16 protein-coding genes and 1 pseudogene are annotated in these 17692 nt (G+C 45.7%); 14 read left to right on the top strand and 3 right to left on the bottom strand.

Features of this window, described 5'->3' with window-relative positions; translation table 11 throughout:
- Nucleotides 1-130 precede the first annotated feature (130 nt).
- Nucleotides 131-910 (bottom strand): ZIP family metal transporter, encoded by a 780-nt coding sequence (locus tag H515_RS0102385; protein ID WP_028901533.1) that lies wholly within the window; start codon nt 908-910, stop codon nt 131-133.
- A gap of 284 nt (nt 911-1194) precedes the next feature.
- On the opposite strand from H515_RS0102385, the gene H515_RS0102375 reads away from it, so the two are divergent.
- The 7 genes from H515_RS0102375 to H515_RS0102350 all read left to right on the top strand — a co-directional run bounded on the left by H515_RS0102375 (nt 1195) and on the right by H515_RS0102350 (nt 7808).
- Nucleotides 1195-1629: a GatB/YqeY domain-containing protein gene (locus H515_RS0102375; protein ID WP_025875348.1), complete on the top strand. Its 435-nt coding sequence runs from the start codon at nt 1195-1197 to the stop codon at nt 1627-1629.
- A gap of 494 nt (nt 1630-2123) precedes the next feature.
- The gene (locus H515_RS0102370) at nt 2124-3074 is read left to right on the top strand and encodes a DMT family transporter (RefSeq protein ID WP_028901532.1); all 951 of its coding nucleotides are present in this window, start codon (nt 2124-2126) and stop codon (nt 3072-3074) included.
- Between the two features lie 91 nt (nt 3075-3165).
- Complete coding sequence (locus H515_RS0102365) at nt 3166-3459, top strand: hypothetical protein (RefSeq protein WP_025875349.1); 294 nt, start codon at nt 3166-3168, stop codon at nt 3457-3459.
- A 396-nt stretch (nt 3460-3855) separates the two neighbouring features.
- A complete protein-coding gene (locus H515_RS14715; protein WP_025875351.1) occupies nt 3856-4116 on the top strand; it encodes a hypothetical protein in 261 nt (86 codons plus the stop codon).
- Between the two features lies 1 nt (nt 4117).
- Nucleotides 4118-4543, top strand: coding sequence for a hypothetical protein (locus H515_RS0102360; RefSeq protein WP_025875353.1), 426 nt, complete (start codon nt 4118-4120; stop codon nt 4541-4543).
- A gap of 109 nt (nt 4544-4652) precedes the next feature.
- Nucleotides 4653-5333, top strand: a complete 681-nt coding sequence (locus H515_RS13690; protein ID WP_025875355.1) for a hypothetical protein — start codon at nt 4653-4655, stop codon at nt 5331-5333.
- Between the two features lie 327 nt (nt 5334-5660).
- On the top strand, nt 5661-7808 hold the full coding sequence (locus H515_RS0102350; protein WP_028901530.1) for a M3 family metallopeptidase: 2148 nt from the start codon (nt 5661-5663) through the stop codon (nt 7806-7808).
- A gap of 550 nt (nt 7809-8358) precedes the next feature.
- Here H515_RS0102350 and H515_RS14985 read toward each other — a convergent pair.
- Nucleotides 8359-8544: pseudogene (locus H515_RS14985) on the bottom strand (hypothetical protein).
- Nucleotides 8545-8556: 12 nt separating this feature from the next.
- Nucleotides 8557-9294 carry a hypothetical protein gene (locus H515_RS0102340; RefSeq protein ID WP_028901529.1) on the bottom strand — a complete coding sequence of 246 codons (738 nt, stop codon included), beginning with the start codon at nt 9292-9294 and terminating at the stop codon, nt 8557-8559.
- A 191-nt stretch (nt 9295-9485) separates the two neighbouring features.
- Between H515_RS0102340 and H515_RS14980 the strand changes: the two genes are divergently transcribed.
- The 7 genes from H515_RS14980 to H515_RS0102310 all read left to right on the top strand — a co-directional run bounded on the left by H515_RS14980 (nt 9486) and on the right by H515_RS0102310 (nt 17639).
- A complete protein-coding gene (locus H515_RS14980) occupies nt 9486-9713 on the top strand; it encodes a hypothetical protein (protein ID WP_238300186.1) in 228 nt (75 codons plus the stop codon).
- Nucleotides 9643-10440, top strand: a complete 798-nt coding sequence (locus H515_RS12835) for a helix-turn-helix transcriptional regulator (protein WP_051274624.1) — start codon at nt 9643-9645, stop codon at nt 10438-10440. Before H515_RS14980 ends, H515_RS12835 begins: the two co-directional genes overlap by 71 nt.
- A gap of 77 nt (nt 10441-10517) precedes the next feature.
- The gene (locus tag H515_RS0102330) at nt 10518-13277 is read left to right on the top strand and encodes a PD-(D/E)XK nuclease family protein (RefSeq protein ID WP_025877984.1); all 2760 of its coding nucleotides are present in this window, start codon (nt 10518-10520) and stop codon (nt 13275-13277) included.
- Between the two features lie 12 nt (nt 13278-13289).
- Nucleotides 13290-16511, top strand: a complete 3222-nt coding sequence (locus tag H515_RS0102325; RefSeq protein WP_025877983.1) for a UvrD-helicase domain-containing protein — start codon at nt 13290-13292, stop codon at nt 16509-16511.
- Nucleotides 16508-16744: a hypothetical protein gene (locus H515_RS0102320; RefSeq protein ID WP_025877982.1), complete on the top strand. Its 237-nt coding sequence runs from the start codon at nt 16508-16510 to the stop codon at nt 16742-16744. Before H515_RS0102325 ends, H515_RS0102320 begins: the two co-directional genes overlap by 4 nt.
- On the top strand, nt 16716-16946 hold the full coding sequence (locus H515_RS0102315) for a hypothetical protein (protein WP_028901528.1): 231 nt from the start codon (nt 16716-16718) through the stop codon (nt 16944-16946). The genes H515_RS0102320 and H515_RS0102315 overlap by 29 nt, the downstream gene beginning before the upstream one ends.
- 276 nt (nt 16947-17222) lie before the next feature.
- Entirely contained in the window at nt 17223-17639 is a 417-nt protein-coding gene (locus tag H515_RS0102310; protein ID WP_028901527.1) for a hypothetical protein, read from the top strand.
- Nucleotides 17640-17692 lie beyond the last annotated feature (53 nt).

Genomic DNA, 17692 nt, shown 5'->3' with positions numbered 1-17692 from the left:
CTGAAGCCCTTACATTTAATTATAATAAGGTCGCATGACGGTTGTCATGCGACCTTTGTTGTTTAATGGTTTGCCATCAACAGCCTATCAGTTTGCCACCGTCGTGCCAGCCAGTCCGTCACCGTTGCTCCTATCCCGTCACGACATCGAGCGTCATCATGAGGGCGAAGCCCAGTGCAAACCCGATGGTTGATAAGTTGGAGTGGTTTCCTTCCGAGGCTTCGGGGATGAGTTCCTCGACCACTACGTAGAACATGGCACCGGCAGCGAAGCTCAACAGATAGGGTAGGGCCGGATTGATGATGCCCGCCAGGAGGATGACGAGTATGCCCCCGATGGGCTCAACCACACCACTGAGCGAGCCGATGATAAACGATTTCAGCTTCGAGTTGCCGGCTTCGCACATTGGCATCGATATGATGGCGCCCTCAGGTATGTTCTGTATGGCGATACCGACCGCCATTGCCAGTGCGGCGGCAGTGGTAATGGTGCTCCCCGTCTGCATGGCGCCAGCCAGCACCACTCCCACAGCCATTCCTTCGGGCAGATTGTGTATCGTCACGGCGAAGGTAAGCATGGCCGTTCGGCTCAAATGAGTCTTCGGTCCTTCCGGAGTGTTGCTCCCAAGGTGAAGGTGCGGTGTGATGAAGTCGATGAAAAGCAAGAAGGCTATTCCGGCAAGGAAGCCCACAAGGGCTGGTATGATGCGCAGTCTGCCAGCATCGTTCCACATATCCATCGACGGGATGAGCAACGACCATACCGATGCCGCCACCATCACTCCGGAGGCGAATCCCAGAAGTGCCTTTTGCAGTTGCTCAGGCATTTCCTTCCGCATGAAAAACACGAAGGCAGAGCCGAGTACCGTCCCCATAAGGGGGATGAGAAGTCCTATGATAGTTCCGTTCATTGTAGAAAAACTCTTATCAAATCATGATTCGGACACCGTCCGAACCATCAGTTATCGAAATCCAAAACATCAGTTATCGGTTGCAAAGATACATATATTTTTCTGTTTCCAATCATTATTTCCATGCAGAAAACAATGCCACTGCCCCGCATGATTTTCATTTTGTAGGCAATTCCGTCAGCCATTCATGTCGATTCCTCACAGAAAATCGCTATCTTTGCATAGAAAATAAGCCGTCGATATGAGACGGAAACCATTCAACATCAAATTAAAAGCACTGCAAAATGATTAATTCTAACATTGACGAGCTGATCCGCGAGGCGATGAAAGCTCACGAGACAGAGAAAAGAGACGTGCTGCGCCTGATAAAGACCGAGTTCCTGAAATACAGAACCTCAAAAGAAGGTGCGGGAAAGGAAATGGACGAGGAAAAGGAAATGTCGATTCTCAAGAAGATGGTGGCCCAACGGCATGACGCCATCGAGCAATACACCAAGGCCAACCGCACCGAACTGGCTGAGAAGGAGCAGAAAGAACTCGACATCATCAGCCAGTATCTGCCCGCTGTGCCCACCGATGAGGAGATGACGGCTTGCGCACGTGAGATTATCGCAGCCAATCCGGCAGCCAACATGGGCATGGTCATCAAGGAAGTGAAGACCCGCCTGCCGATGGCCGATGGCAAGGCGCTGGCCGGCATTGTGCGCGGACTGCTCTAAGTGGTGCTGAAGGGCGGCCCTCCGTCAAGTGTCCGCCCGTCGGCGTTAAGGCTCTCCGACAAGTATGGTCACCCATTTTTGTCAAAAGTTTTCGCAACCACACTCCCAAACCGCACCTTTCAGTCGGTAAAAGGTGAGCTTTTGCACGGCCATTGGTGAGCTTTTGCATTGCCATTGCTCATCTTTTGTCGTGCATTACCTAATGCGTAGATTATCAATAAGTTACCAACAAGGTTGAAAAATCTTTACTTGTAATGATTTTTTATTTGCCCATCGGGTTCCTTTCTCACCCTATATGCACCATAGGAGTAGCCTGCCCTTCATCCTACCCACCGCCTTGTCAAAAGCGGGGGCAAGATTATGAAAGAGCGCCAGTTGGCAATAAAAATTCAACGATTTGCGATGAGTTTCAAATAATTATTATAATTTTGCACCGTATTTTTAGTATCATTGCCGGAAATGTTCCGACATGACGTTGTTTTTATTGTAAGGAAATGCAGTATTTAGGTGAGATAATATCGTTGGGAGTAGCTTTTTCGTGGACGATTGCAGCCATGTCGTGCGAAGTGGCAAGTAAACGGCTTGGCATTGTTGTAACAAACGTCTGGCGAATGGGCCTTGCGTTGTTGCTGTCGCTGTTGATGATGTGGTGGTTTACTGGCGAGGCATTCCCCGTTCACGCCCATTTTGAGAGTTGGGTGTGGTTGCTATTGTCTGGCGTGGTGGGCTATTTTTTCGGCGACTGGTGCCTGTTCAATAGCTACATCAGCATCGGTTCTCGCTACGGGCAGCTCTTCATGACGCTCGCCCCTATGTTCACGGCCATCTCGGCATGGGCGATGATGGGACAGGTGATGAGTCTCAACAGTGTCATAGCGATGGTTGTCACCATGTCAGGTATAGCCATTTCGGTGCTCAGCAAGGGCGACGGCAAGCACAAAGTGTCGTTGCAACTGCCGTTGAAAGGCGTCTTGTTCGGCATTGGCGCAGGTTTGGGACAAGGATTGGGCTACGTGTTGAGCCTCATCGGTCAGGAGTATTATCGCGCCGATGTGCAAGCAGCAGTGTCGGCTGAGGCATGGAAGGGCATGGAGAACTATATGTCGTTCAGTGCCAACCTCATTCGCTGCATCGCCGGTCTGGTCTGCTATGGCATTTGGCTGATACTCAAGGGCGACGGCAAACGTTGGGCGCAGAGTGTGCACAACAAAAAAGGCATGTGGGCTTTGCTCATAGCCGTGTTCTCAGGACCGTTCCTCGGTGTGAGCTTCTCGCTGATGGCGGGTCACTATACCGATGCCGGCATAGCAAGTACGCTGATGGCCACGAGTCCTATCATGATTCTGTTGCCATCCTACTATCTGTTCCACGAGAAGATTACGCTCAAGGGTGTAGTCGGTGCCGTTATTTCGGTCATCGGTGTGTCGCTGTTCTTCCTGCTCTGATGTGCAGTAGGTGCGTTCTCTGTCAATGACTGGTTCGATGTTATCAGAAATCAGCTACGACGGAAAAGAATAATTTTAAATCATCAAGACTATGACAAAAGTATTTGTAATGTCCACCTGTCCCGATTGTACGCAGGTGAAGGCTCAGTTGGCTGGAAATCCGAATTATGAGTTGATAGACATCGGCGAACACGTGAGAAACCTCAAGCAGTTTCTGACCTTGCGCGACAGCAACCCTGCCTTTGACGACGCAAGAGCTCATGGCTACGTGGGCATTCCCTGTTTTGTGCTTGACGATGGAACGGTCAGTTTTTCGATAGACGATGTGGTTTTAGAGGATACTCCTGAAGGTGCATCGTGCAATTTGGACGGAACGGGCTGCTGATGGTGAAGCGGCTGGTGGCGGAATCGTCCGAAACTGCAATCTGACATCATTGGTGTCGGAAGACGAAACAATGTCTTTATCCGATTGGGAGGATTTATTTGTCATATTGCGAACTCCATTTAGCTGCAGCCGTTGCTCACTTGATTTGCATCAAGAAAAGAACCTCTTTTGAGCAAAAAACATCAATTTTCATTGTGCCGATGCCAAAGCGTTGTACATTTGCAACGTCGCAAAGACAGAATGGATAATAGATAGTTTAAATTAATAGTTGATTTTATAGTTTAATAGTAATAAATTCAGTTTTTAGTTTTTAAGGTTTAGGTAAAGATTTTTTCAGGAAAAGTATAAGTCAAGGTAAGTGAAAGATTGATAAAGGATAACAAATGATGCAAGATTATGGGAAACGCCGTGAGGCGCAACCCAGCAATCAAGCAAGAGAGAACGAGCTTCGGCTCAATCATCTACAAAGCGCAGACCTCAGGGTGTGCGCTTTTGTATTGTTGGCGGTCGCCATTCAGGCCGGCAATCGCACTCTGGTATGGACTCATTGCATTCACATCCGTTCACTTTCATGCGTTAAAAGCTATTAATCTTTCGGCGAGTTGTCAGGAAAAAGCTATATTTGCACTAAAGAAATTATTGGCAAAAGGAGGATGACATGAAAAGAGAATTGATACTTAACACAAGATACGGCGAATTCAAACTGGGCGCAAGCATTGACGAATATAAACAAATGCCCCACCACATGGATATCTACGAGGAAGAATCCTTCAGCTACGAGTGCTACGTATTTGAGCAAGAAGGTGTCGAACTCTGGTGCGAGAAAGGCATTGTGAACACCATCTTCCCATGGAAGGAATGCCTCTACGAGGGGAAAGATCTCTTGAAGATGAGCTTTGATGACTTTGTGACAATGGTTGGTGAGAGTCCGAACGACGAGGACACAGTCTATGTGCCGCAAAACAACGGAAAGGGACAGAATCAGCATGTTTACGACTTCGACAATTTGGGGCTGCAACTGTGGGTTTGGCGCAACAGGATCAGAACAGCCCTTATATATAAAGGTGACGATGCCGATAAATGAGCCACTCGCTCGATGAGAAAAATCGAAGAACGGATGATTGGTGAATTAAACTTTTGCCACCGAATTGCATCAAAATAGCATATTTATAAAAATTAAATAGACAAGTATAATGATGAAAAAATTTACACTCTGCCTCATGGCAGCTGGCTTGATGGCAGTTGGAACTGCATCAGCTCAAAACGGTAACACAGGTAAAGACAGGCAAAACACATGTACTACAAAGCAATGTGTTCACGGACAAGTCAAGAAAACGACTCCGGCAGACCTGACAAAGCACATGAAAGAAGTGCTCAACCTAAGTGATCAACAGGAAGAAAAGGTACTCAATCTCAACAAAAAATACGAAGAAGTGGCATGCAGCCCACAGTCTTTTGGCCATTGTCGTCCAACAATGACACAGACGAAGGACAAGGCATGTGAAGAAAAGTGCGGCAAAGGCGAAGAGAAATGCTGCAAGGCGGGCCAGAAATGTTCCAAGAACTGTTGCAAGAAAGGTGGTAAATGCGCCAATGACTGCAAAAAAAAGGAATGCAAGAAAGCAACTTGCAAGTCGATGAATGCTTGCAAGAAAGATATGAATGCTTGCAAGAAAGATATGAATACTTGTAAGAAAGACATGAATACTTGCAAGAAAGACATGGAAGTTTGCAAGAAACAGATGGAAATTTGCAAAGCTCAGCACGAGGCTTACGAGAATGAACTGAAACAGATTCTTGATGCCCAACAGTTTGAGAAGTACAAGGTTGAATCATGCGGAAAGGGCAAACGCTGCTGTAAGGCTCGCAAGTAAGTGGCAATAAGCCGACAAACTTCATTAGAACCTTGCCTCACGACACCATCGTGGGGCATCAACCGCACAACAGACCTTTGTCGCCCGTCAACCCGTTCCGTCAACTCGGAGGGACACGGGGCGATATTCGGACATCGAGTGCGACAAGTAAGATTGTCAATTATGTGCCTTCATTTTTAATTAAAAATCATCGAAACTTAGTTGTTCACAGATTTTATGCTTATTTTTGCTAACACATTGGCAACAATAGCCAGAATAAATCTAATATCTGAGGTCATCTACCTGAATTCCACAGAATATATCTAATCAAAATAAAACAGACAACTTATGAAAACTAATTTCAAGAGAACGTTTCTCATGGTAGGTCTTGCGTGTGCCGTAACGGTGGCAAGCGCTGCTATAGGAAGCCCTAAAAAGAAAGGAAAATCAATGTATTCCAATCCGCTCATGCAGAAAAGCCCATTGCCATACGGAGCTCCCGATTTCAGTAAGATCAAGGACTCGCACTATTTGCCAGCCATCAAGGCCGGAATAGCTGAGCAACGCGCCGAAATTAAGCGAATCGTTGAGAACAAACAGAAACCAACATTCGAGAATACCATATTGGCTTACGAGAAGAGCGGTCAGCTGCTCAATCGTGTTACCAACGTGTTCTTCGGCGTGACCGAAGCCAACAAGTCGCCAGAGATAGAGGCTGCCGAGAAGGAAGCTATCCCATTGTTGACAGACTTTGACAATGAGGTCAACTTTAATAAGAAATTCTTCGACCGTGTCAAATATGTTTACGACCATGAGCTTAACTCTCTCAAGGGCGAGGATAAGAAATTGCTTGAAGAGATGTACAAAGGCTTCGTCCGTTCAGGAGCTTTGCTGCCGAAAGACAAGATGGACCGCATGGTGCAAATCAACAAACGTCTGGCGGTGCTTCAGCAAGATTTCGGCAATATGTTACCAAAGGCCGCTGCTGCCGCAACAGTGTGGGTCAATGACGTCAAGGAACTCGCAGGACTCAGCAACGCTGACATCGCTCAGTGCAAGAAAGACGCTGAGAGTCGTGGCGGAAAAGCACCCTATTGCATTGTTATCACCAATACAACACAACAACCCATTCTCGCAAGTCTCGACAACCGTCAGCTGCGCGAACGTGTTTTCAACGCATCCATTCACCGCACCGACGGCACTGGCGAGTTCAACACTTTCCCATTCGTAGCCGAAATTGCGAAATTGCGTGCCGAAAAGGCAGAGCTCATGGGCTATAAGAACTACGCTTCCTACTCGCTCGACAACGCAATGGCAAAGAACACCGACAATACCTATGCCTTCCTCAAGCAGCTCATCAAGGAATATAAGCCAAAGGCAGAGGCAGAGACAAAGGCTATTGAGGAATATGCACGCAAAACTCAAGGTGCCGACTTCAAACTCCAGCCTTACGATCGCTTCTACTATTCCGCAAAGATGAAGAAAGACCAGTACAACTTCTCCGACGATGAGGTAAAGCCCTATTTTAACATTGACTCCGTCCTCGTTAACGGTGTGTTCTACGCTGCCAACAAGGTTTACGGCCTCACATTCAAGGAGCGCAAGGACATCCCTACCTATCATCCTGACATGAAGGTGTTCGAAGTTTTCGACGTCAACGGCAAGCCACTCGCACTCTTCTACTGCGACTACTTCCGCCGTCCGTCAAAGCGTGGCGGTGCGTGGATGAGCCCATTTGCAAAGCAAAGCAAGATGCGCAACCAGTTGCCAGTCATCTACAATGTCTGCAATTATGCGAAAGCTCCGGAAGGACAGCCAACTCTCGTTACATGGGATGAGGTGACCACCATGTTCCATGAGTTCGGACACGCTCTCCATGGAATGCTCTCAAACTGCTACTACAACACCCTCAGCGGAACATCAGTGGCACGCGACTTCGTGGAAATGCCGTCTCAGTTCAACGAATCGTTCGCAAGCATACCTGAAGTGTTCAACAACTACGCAAAGCACTATAAGACCAACCAACCGATGCCAGCGGAATTGCGCGACAAGATGCTCAAGTCCGTCAACTTCCAGGCAGCATACGCACTCGGTGAGAACCTCGCTGCAACCTGCCTCGATATGGCATGGCACATGCTTCCAGCTGACAAGGTGCCAACAGCCGACAAGGCCAAGGACTTCGAGACTAAGGCCCTGAAGGAAATCGGATTGCTCAACAATCAGATTCCACCACGCTACTCAACCTCTTACTTCAACCACGTATGGGGCGGTGGCTATGCAGCAGGTTACTACAGCTACCTTTGGTCAGAAGTTCTCGCAGTCAACATTGCCGATTACTTCGCAGCACACGGTGCGTTGACACGCGGTGTAGGCGATGCTTTCCGTGCAAAGGTTCTGAGCAAGGGCAACACCAAGGACTTGCTCGACATCTTCTCTGACTTCACCGGTCTGAAAGCCCCTGACGCAGCTGGCTTGCTCAAGGCAAGAGGCTTGTAATTGCCGACAGTTTCCCTTTACGGGGATAAAGTCCATCTCAATCAACAGCGCCTGTACGTATCATGTTTGATTGTCAGGAATATGGCCAGTCGCTCCGTCGAGTGTGTAGCGAGCTACTTCAAAGCGGGAAATCTGACAAGCCGTCGGCAAACGAATGAGAGCTGACAAGCAGCACTGTCACAAAATATTGAATGATGGACTTTCGGGCTAATGCCCTATTATGGTTCAATAAACAATCGTCCTCCTTATCCGTTCTGATAAGAGAGGACGATTCTTTTTCACACTCCACGGCTGCGGTACATCACCGCCACTATCCACATTATCTCATTCCGATCCTGTTTCTATAACCACTTGGTAATCAGCATCGTAATAATGCTTGTTTGAAAGGTCACCTATTGTCGCACAATAGGTCATCTTTCGCAGTGCAAAAGGTCACCTTTCAGAACCATTTTTGTGACCGGTGCGGGTTCTATCCTATAAAAGTGTCTAAATCCATTATGATCTTTGTATTAATCACATGGTAGCAAGATAAAATATTTGGCATACACAACTACAAATGTTGGAAACAATTTTTATACCTCAAATCCGCTACTAAGCCCTTGAACGTCCTTATTGCGTTTACACGTCCTCTCATTACTGAATTTGCAGATAAGTTGAACTTGAAGCACCCACCTCTGCCTACAATATCCCCTTACCCCACAATGTGACTTGAGGCAATACACAACATCATTCCCATAAGTTGTAGGCATTATCCAAAATCAGTCTGGAAAACATCTGCGTAAGCATTATTACAGGTATAGATATTCAGCACATACCTAGATGTCCTGATCCACTTGGCTGGTACAGAGATAAACCTGAAGACAAACGCTTTTATGCGACTTGTTGTATTGAGTCCGTACTTCTTTACGTCAAATCTTTGAATAATGGCCTTGTAAAAGTTACGGATTATACCGACTATCAAATCGCCAATAACCGCCACGCCAGGACGATAACCAAGGAACTTCTTGTATGTAGGCTTTGCATCGTACTTCTCTGTCTCTATGAACTGGTGGTCGAAATCAACATCATATATCTCACCCTCTTTCAGTTGGCCAGATGCAAATATACAATTGAGCAATAAAGCATTGAGAGTGTCAGCCGTATTGAAATCGTAGGTCTTGCCCATATCTGATGTGTATGAAATGTTTTCTTGCGTCAGCTCCTTTATCGCTCTGAGGATAGTATCAGAGCTACAAGTGCGAAGTGTCGGATGAAGCGAGAGGTGGTTCATCAAATGAGTAGTGACATCTGGGGTACATGAACCGCCACAGAAGTAGATACTCATGAGAGAACGGATGATTTCGCTGTACTGATAACCGAACGATCCACACCTTAGACCGAGGGTTGAGTCGATTACAGATGATAATGTGGAGTCAAATTGCTCCATGATTGAAAATAATCCCCCAAAAGGAGTGAGTCTATCAGATTTAATTTGTATCTTCGCCATGTCTATCGTCGGATTCTCTTTTTTTGCAGCACTAAGATAAGTGAAAATTCTGACATGGCAAAATCCTGAGCAACTTTTGTTGCTCAGGTACTTAAAAAGTTTAATTTATAATAGTGTTGCGGAATTAAGGTTAATATTTAACTGGTCCCGAGTTTAACGGGACACTAATGATATAAATTATAAAAGATTCAATGACTATACCGGCAAAATTCAAAGAGTATATCTGGCTTGTTAACACCATTCGCGGAGCAAGAAGGATTACGTTCGCCGAAATCAACGAACGCTGGGTTGAAACGGATATGAGTGGAGGTGTGGAACTTACTCGTTCTACATTCAATCGCCACAAAGATGCCATTGAGGACATCTTCGGCATATATAGACTGCGACCGCCAAAATGCTTACCAGTATTATATAGGTAATGACTATGTTTTGAGAGAGGATAGCATCCAGAACTGGATGTTGTCAACACTCTCAGTGAACAATGTTATCGGTGAAAGCCTTTCTCTTCAAGACAGGATTCTCTTGCAAGAAGTTCCATACGGGGGCGAATATTTGAAGATGGCCATTGATGCCATGAAGAAAGGTGTTCGTGTTGCTGTTGATTATAGAAAATATGGAACTGACAGGCCCAATCATCTTGATTTTGAACCATACTGTATCAAGATGTTTAAGCAATGCTGGTATGTTCTCGGCCATTTCCACCGCGATGCTAGCGATGGGAAGCCGGAGTCCAATTACTTTGGGGTCTTTTCTTTCGACAGGATTCTGAAAATGTCTATGACGGATATTAAGTTCCAGATAGACCCAGACTTTGATGCTCAGACCTACTTTGATGAATGCTACGGTGTTCTAGTCGGCGACGGTACAAAGCCAGAGAGAATAGTTATCAGAGCCTACGGTTACGAGAGATATTATATTAGGGATTTACCCATCCACAAAACACAACGGGAAATTGGACAAGGTGAGAACTTCGCCGATTTTGAACTGTTCATGCGCCCGACAGTTGATTTGAGTGGCCATCTTTTAAGCCGTGGTAATCAGATCAAGGTCTTGTCACCACAATGGCTGGCAGATGAACTCCATGACATGCACATGGAGGCTGCGTTTATGTATGAGCCTGAGGAAGAAGAAAATGTCCCTCAATAAGTACTTATTTCAAGCTTGTCCCACGAAATGAGACAACGTCATGATAGTTTTGCATCCGAATATGTAATTATATCAATATGAAGATACTATTTTCGCCTGAGTATAGCGGGCATGTTTTTATCGGTCTGAACGAGCAGCATCCAGAGCTGATGGACACAATGGTTTGTGACACCATGGGACTGGTTGCCCTGTTGGAACTAAGACTTGGAATCCATGTGGATGACATATCTGGTAACAACCGCACAGTACTTTATTACAAGGCATTGTCGGAATACATGAAACGGAATCTTGACAACGCTTTGGCAGCATCCTTCAGGTTGTCCTCTTTGGGTACAGCTGAGCAAGCACTTAGATGGCGTGATAACCTTGTGCTTGACAAGTGGCAGGCCAATAAGGACGACAATGCCAGTGGTCGTCTTAATGTCCTTGCTGGTACGGAAGAGTTTTTCAACTCTCTAGGGATGCCTGACAGATTGAAGGATGTCCTATTATATATAAATAGGGTAGAGGACGGCTTCTTCAATGAATTTGATATTGAGCTGCCTTGTGAATTAGCCATGCTCCATCCGGCTATACAGGAATTGCTTACTGCCTTGCAAAGCCACGGTGCAAGGATTTCATCCAAAGATTTCCAAGGCTTCCGTGGAAATAATCTTTCCCATATTGCCCATCTGCTTAACTCTTCATCAGATGTCAAGCTTACTTTGAATAAGGATGACCATTCATTCCAGATTTACAAGTTTGCGGATGAGAAGACAGCCATTGAATACCTCGCCTTGAAAGGTGATGAGATAAATGCAGATGTATGGATTAACAATTCAAACAAGACCATGGACAACTGGCTCCGCATGATGGGGAAGCCTACCATGGGAAGCAGCATGACCGAAGCTGCCCCACAGCTGATACAGCTCTTTGTCCTTGGCATTGATATGTTGAAAGAACCGGTGAATATCCAAAGCTTAATCAGCTGGCTCTATTCACCCATGCAGCCCTTTGGCACATTCTTTGGAGGCATACTTGCCGAAACTATTATTGGCGAAGGCGGCTATAGGAATGAAAAATGCCACAAAGTGGTAGAAGACTATATCTCTGGTAAATACACCTATCATGACAAGGAAGAGGAGGAGAAACTCTCAGAAGAAGCGAAAGCCAAACGGGATGAGAATGAGAAGAAAGAACGCCAACTCTTGGTCAATACTTATCTCCCTTCATTCGATGTTCCTTCAGGCAATAAGATTGATTGTACTCGACTGCTAACATACCTAAACAGTATTTCTGGTTGGGCGAGGAGTCGGTCACACTTCCTGAGTGAGAAGCCAGGAAACGAAGGTTGGTGTAGCCAACTGGAAAGCCTTGCGCAAATGTGCGACACCTTTGTCCTCCTGCTTGAATCATCAGACATGGGCGAATATGTTGATTTTAAGCAGGTGGAATCATGGATCTGCACGTTGTATAAAGGAGAGTCCTTCATGCAATATGCTGCACAGAGAGGTTGCAGGGAACTCATCGACAGCCCTTCTAAAATGGCTGCGGATAGCAGACGTACAGTTTGGATGAATTTTGTAGGCGGTGACGTGCCAACGCTCGATTGTGCCTTCCTCTATCCTACAGAGAGAGCCAAGGTCAAGGACTCCCTTATGCTTTGGGACGAACGAAAGGAATTGGACTATCATCATCAGATGCAACTGTTGCCATTCTTTATGACGGAAGAACAGCTGATATTAGTTGTGACAGATTATGTGGGCGGTGAACCTGCTCCCAAGCATCCCATCATGGTAAGACTGGAGAGTCAGGTTGAAAACCTGAACGAATTTGTTGCAGAACCGAACCTGTACCAAGAAGAAACAGAAAAGGTAAATCTCGTAAGGAACAATAGTATCCAGTCGCTGATTCCATTCGATCATGCCGACTTGCTCAAATGGCCACAGCATCTTAGCCCTACTACTATCAGTACGCTTGTAGAATACCCATTTGATTACCTGATGGAACGAATGCTCAACATCGTCAGCACAGGTCCCAGCAGCATCAAGGGTGTAAAAACTACGATGGGTATCGTTGCACATGCTGTGATTGAAAGTCTCTTTGCACCTCGTGATGGCAAATCATGCAGCGGGGTAGAAGAAATAGAGCAGCGTATCAATAACGAGTTTGAAGAGCAGGTACGTAAGCAGATAGAATCCTGCGGCGCGATACTGTATCTGCCAGAGAACAGATTGGATGCCGAACTGCTGAAAGAGCAGTTACGCAGATGCCTTGGCATACTCCTGGAAATAATACGCGACAACCACCTTACCGTTACCGGCTGTGAACAAATGGTCAAGAAAGATATGGGACTGTTGAAGAATGACAAGGACTGGGATATGGTGGGATATATTGATATGACACTTGAAGATGCAAATCATCATCCTGTAGTCTTTGACTTCAAGTGGACATCCTCAAAGTCCTATTACCGTGACTTGCTAACTGCCAATCGTTCGATTCAACTGGAGCTCTACCGCACCATGCTCAGTGCAGAGAAACGGGATAGTGTTGAACGCACTGCATATTTCCTGATGCCCGAAGGACATCTTTATAGTAAGGAGCATTTTGATGGAATCCATTGTACACAGCTTCAGGCAGAGAACAATGCCAATATAGTTGAACAGCTCAGGCAATCATTCTTCTATCGGAAAAAACAGCTGGATGAGGGCAGAGTGGAGGTAGGCGAAGCCTTCCCCGTGAAGATGCTCGATTACTACAATGACACTGAAGAGAGGAACCTCTTCCCTTTGATTACAGATGATCAAGGAATCGAAAAGGAGAATATTTTCAGCAACTACAAACTTTTCAAACAATAAAGAGGGCATAAGATGGAGAATGTAACATATATCAACGCCAGTGCCGGTAGTGGAAAGACCTATACACTTACCCATAAACTGGCAGAACTTATCAAGTCTGGTCATGTAAGGTCAGAACAGGTGATTATGACCACGTTCACCGTGAAGGCTGCCAACGAAATGAAGGAAGAGGCCAAGAAAGTTCTTTATGAGAACGGTCTCTTCGAGGCTGCCAATCAGCTTGATCAGGCTATGATTGGTACTATCCATAGCGTTGCGAACTCGCTCATCAAGAAATACTGGTTTTTTCTCGGCCTCTCTCCAGATATAGGTGTAATGGCTGAGGAAGATACACAGTTCTACATCTCACAGTCTTTATCAGAACTTCCAACACATGAGGAGTTGAACCAGCTTCATGCTTTCTGTGAGAGTGTTGGAATCCAGTATGGATATTTCTCTGGGAAGAATGGTCTGAACTATGATTTCTGGAAAAGCGACATAGAAAAGGTTATCGCTCTTACCACCAACTATGAAATAGAGAGTTATGACAGGAGTGTGATGGAATCTTTGGATTTTATCCGCGGTTTTGTGCATCCTTCCGTCAAGCTTGACTATTCTCCGGAAACACTTATGGCCATACTCGATGAGTATGTGTCGTTTACTGCAACCCAACGTGAGAGCAAGAAGAAACAAGATGTTTTAACTGAAGTCCGCAGATTAAAGCGTGGTGTCAATGCACCAACTATCTCATGGTACAAGCGCTTGTCATCGGTGCTTAACTCATGGACGAAATGTGGCGCACGGGGTACCCAGATGCGCGAAGAACTTGCTGAGTTGTGGCATTCTGAATTGGTGTATAAAGAGCAGGAACGATACATTCTATTGTTGTTCCAGCTTGCAGAACGTTGGAAAGAACGCTTCCGCACATTCAAGAAAGAGAGGAATCTCCTGGACTATAATGACATGGAGAAATATCTTCGTGACCTTTTGGCCAATAAAGAATTGGCAGAGGAGATTCGGATGGGCTATCGTTATCTTTTCGTTGACGAATACCAGGACTGCTCGCCCTTACAAGTGAAGATATTCGACCGACTTTCAGAATTGATGGAGCACAGTTACTGGGTAGGAGACTATAAGCAAGCCATCTATGGTTTCCGTGGCAGTGACATTACCTTGACAAAGGCGGTGGTTGACAGGATTGCGACGGGGGAGAATGGCTGTGATACCGATACTCTTGATACATCTTACCGTTCGCTCCCAGGTATAGTAGAGGTCTGTAATGAGACCTTTAAACGTACCTTTAAGGGCATATTGGATGAAGGATCCATTGTATTGAAGACGCATCGCACCAACGACGAAAAGATACGTTCTGTACGACTTTGGGATATGGAAGACCCAGAGAGTGTCGGAATTGCCGATCACATCGCTTATCTGCTGAAGCAAGGAGTGAAGCCGTCGGATATCGCTGTCTTGGGGAGGACAAATGCTCCGTTAGATGCTTTGGCAGGCATTTTAACGGGAACATACGGAATACCCGCTAACAGGCAAGAAGTCAGAGTGTCTGAAATAAAATGTATGCCATTGGTGTTAGCCTTACTTGCTCTTGTAGAAAGTGAGAAAGATTCTTTGGCCAAGGCCCAAATAGCCGTGTTGACTGAGGAAGGTTATGGCACCAACAAAATCATTGAGGAGAAACTACTCGTTGATGCTAATGAAGAAATCAAGGAGTCGTCTTATTTGAATGATGTTCCTTTGGTTAGGAGGCTATTGGAACTCCGACCGATGTTAAAACAGCAGTCAGTGGGCGCTCTCATTGAGACGATGGTTATTGAACTTGACTTGTATAACGAAATAAAGAAAATAGGTCAGGTCGATGAGTCCGTTTCCTGCCTCGACACCATCGTTCAGTCTGGATATGCTTATGAGCAGCATTGCTTGCAAATGAGCCTCCCAGCCACTGTGAAGGGATTTGTGGACTACCTTGCGGTGATGGATCCTGTCGGCAAAGGTAATGCAAATGGCATACAACTGCATACTTATCATTCCAGCAAAGGTCTGGAATGGAAATATGTCATCCTCACTCATCTCTATGAGAAGAAGAATGACCCGAAGAAATGTGTCAAGCAGGACATCTACGGCATCCATTTCAATTATTCGGAACAGCCTTCTGCATCGACACCATACCCAGAAGTCTTCATACGTGTCATTCCGTTCATATATGGAGCAGGAAATACCAAAGTACCTGCAGACATCCAGCAACAGATAGAAGAAAGTTCCCTGTATAAGGAGGTCATCAAGGATTCATTGGCTGAAGCCAACCGCCTGCTGTATGTTGGTATGACCCGCCCACGAGATGTGCTGATAGTTGCTTTGGAACCTCATAAAAAGGATGTTCATACTCTGCAATGGCTGGAAGATGTCGGTTTGGATTGTGTCCAGCCTGATGCGCAGCATGATATCTTTGGTGTGGGTTGCCGTTTCGAAGATGACACCATTACACAAGATCAGTTTGATAGTCTGTCGGGCTATCGCTATCTGGCAGAAAATAAGGATATGAAGACAATGCGTATTCCGTATCATCAAGAATCATGCGATGAAGGTGTAAGATGTCTCTCACCAAGTAAATTGCATGTGAAAGGTATGGTAGATGCGTACTATCAGATATGTGAGCATATGCAACAGGGAACGCTTGTCGGAAAGACAATGGCCGATGTGGGTAACTGCATCCACCAGATTTTCTGTGGCATTGAACAGCATATAAACATTGAGAGCTATTATACCAATCTTATCGAGAGCTATGGTCTGAAGACCTATTTGACTGACTATGCTGCTATTAGAAAATCATGGGAAATGCTTGTCAAATGGCTGACGGAGCAATTTGGTGCTGCCATTAATATCTATCATGAACGTCCGTTCACACTGTTAAAGGATGGCAACGTCTATTCTGGCAACATCGACCTTGTTTGGCAGACTTCAGACGGTGACATCCTGATCGATTTCAAGACTTGTCCGTTGGGGCAGAAGTGTATCCTTGATAGAGACTCAGACCATTATGCCGGTTGGTATGCTGGACAACTTGACGCATATACCGAGGCATTGGAGGAAGCTGGGGAGAAAGTGCTTAAACGCTTCATCTATTATCCCGTCAGCGGTATGATGTGCGAGATCGGCAGGGCTTTGAAAGTGCTAGAGATGACGATGTATGCCAATGTCTATTGCTTTGATGCCAGTGACAGCTTCGACATCAAAAGATGATAGAGAATGCCGCCAAAGTGATTGATGCGGCTATCATGTGTGCTGAGATAGATCCCGATGATGAAGAAATACAGCGAACGACTATGTATATCAAAGGCGGTTCTACACAGGGTATAGAAACTATTCTCTTGAAGACGGGGTTGTTTATAATCAACCTTCCATACCTTGCCTCCAGAACTAATGTTGCATGTGGCTTTCACCTTGATGCGAGAAGCCCGGAAGCTGCGGCCTGAACTGGTCATCTACGACGGCGATGATAAGACTTTTGCAGACCTTTCAGAAGAAAACGAATTGGAAACTTATTATTATCGTCTTGATAATATGGCCAATATCATTGAGAAGCAGGATGCCCATATCGGAGTAAATGGCCTTGTACATGAGTTCCATATCTTCCCAGAATACATCAAGGCACAAATGCCAGATGAAAGTCCATAAGAATGGACATACAAGGCATTTGATGACTTCATCGACATTCAGTGGAATTACGAAGACTATGAGAACTTCAGTCGAGCGACAGTAGGTAGCCTGGATGGGGGAGAATTCGTTGCCCGCATATTGTGAAACAACAAGGGCTTTGCGTGTGTATGCCAGAAAGTTATTCTCTATAATGAGAAGGAAACAAAGATAGTCCCGATAGGCGATTTCTTTGCCGCCACAAAGGACGATAAGTACATCAAACGTCTGGACTATGCCCAGTTCGTTATCGACAAGATGCCGGATAAGGTGTGGCAAAATTTCTATGATTCATTTGATGTAGAGCCTATACGCTCACCCAAAACGTATCTTTTACGTTGGAATCCCACCATCACTAGCTTCAAGCTGTATGACTACCGTGATGTCCTATCAAAATACCCTGGCGGATTCAGTGGCATGAACTGGAGCGTCTATGAGTGGGAGGAAGCCCATAAGGGCGACCACTATTATATGCTCAGGACAGGTGATGATAAGGCTGGCATTGTATTCCGTGGCGTATTCACCAGTGACCCATATCCAGGTGAAGACTGGGCTGGGAATGGGAAACAAAGGTATTACATGGACATGGACTGCTATGACTGTGTGCCGGGAGATGAGCAATCTCCCATAGGTATTGAAGAGCTTGAAAAAGCCGTACCCGCAAGTTCAACATAGAACTGCAATCCCAAGTACGGGTGTAGCTTAATAATCTATGCCTGAAAACACCG

This window comes from Prevotella corporis DSM 18810 = JCM 8529 (assembly GCF_000430525.1).
Lineage (GTDB): Bacteria > Bacteroidota > Bacteroidia > Bacteroidales > Bacteroidaceae > Prevotella > Prevotella corporis.
This window is presented reverse-complemented; position numbering and strand designations above follow the sequence as displayed.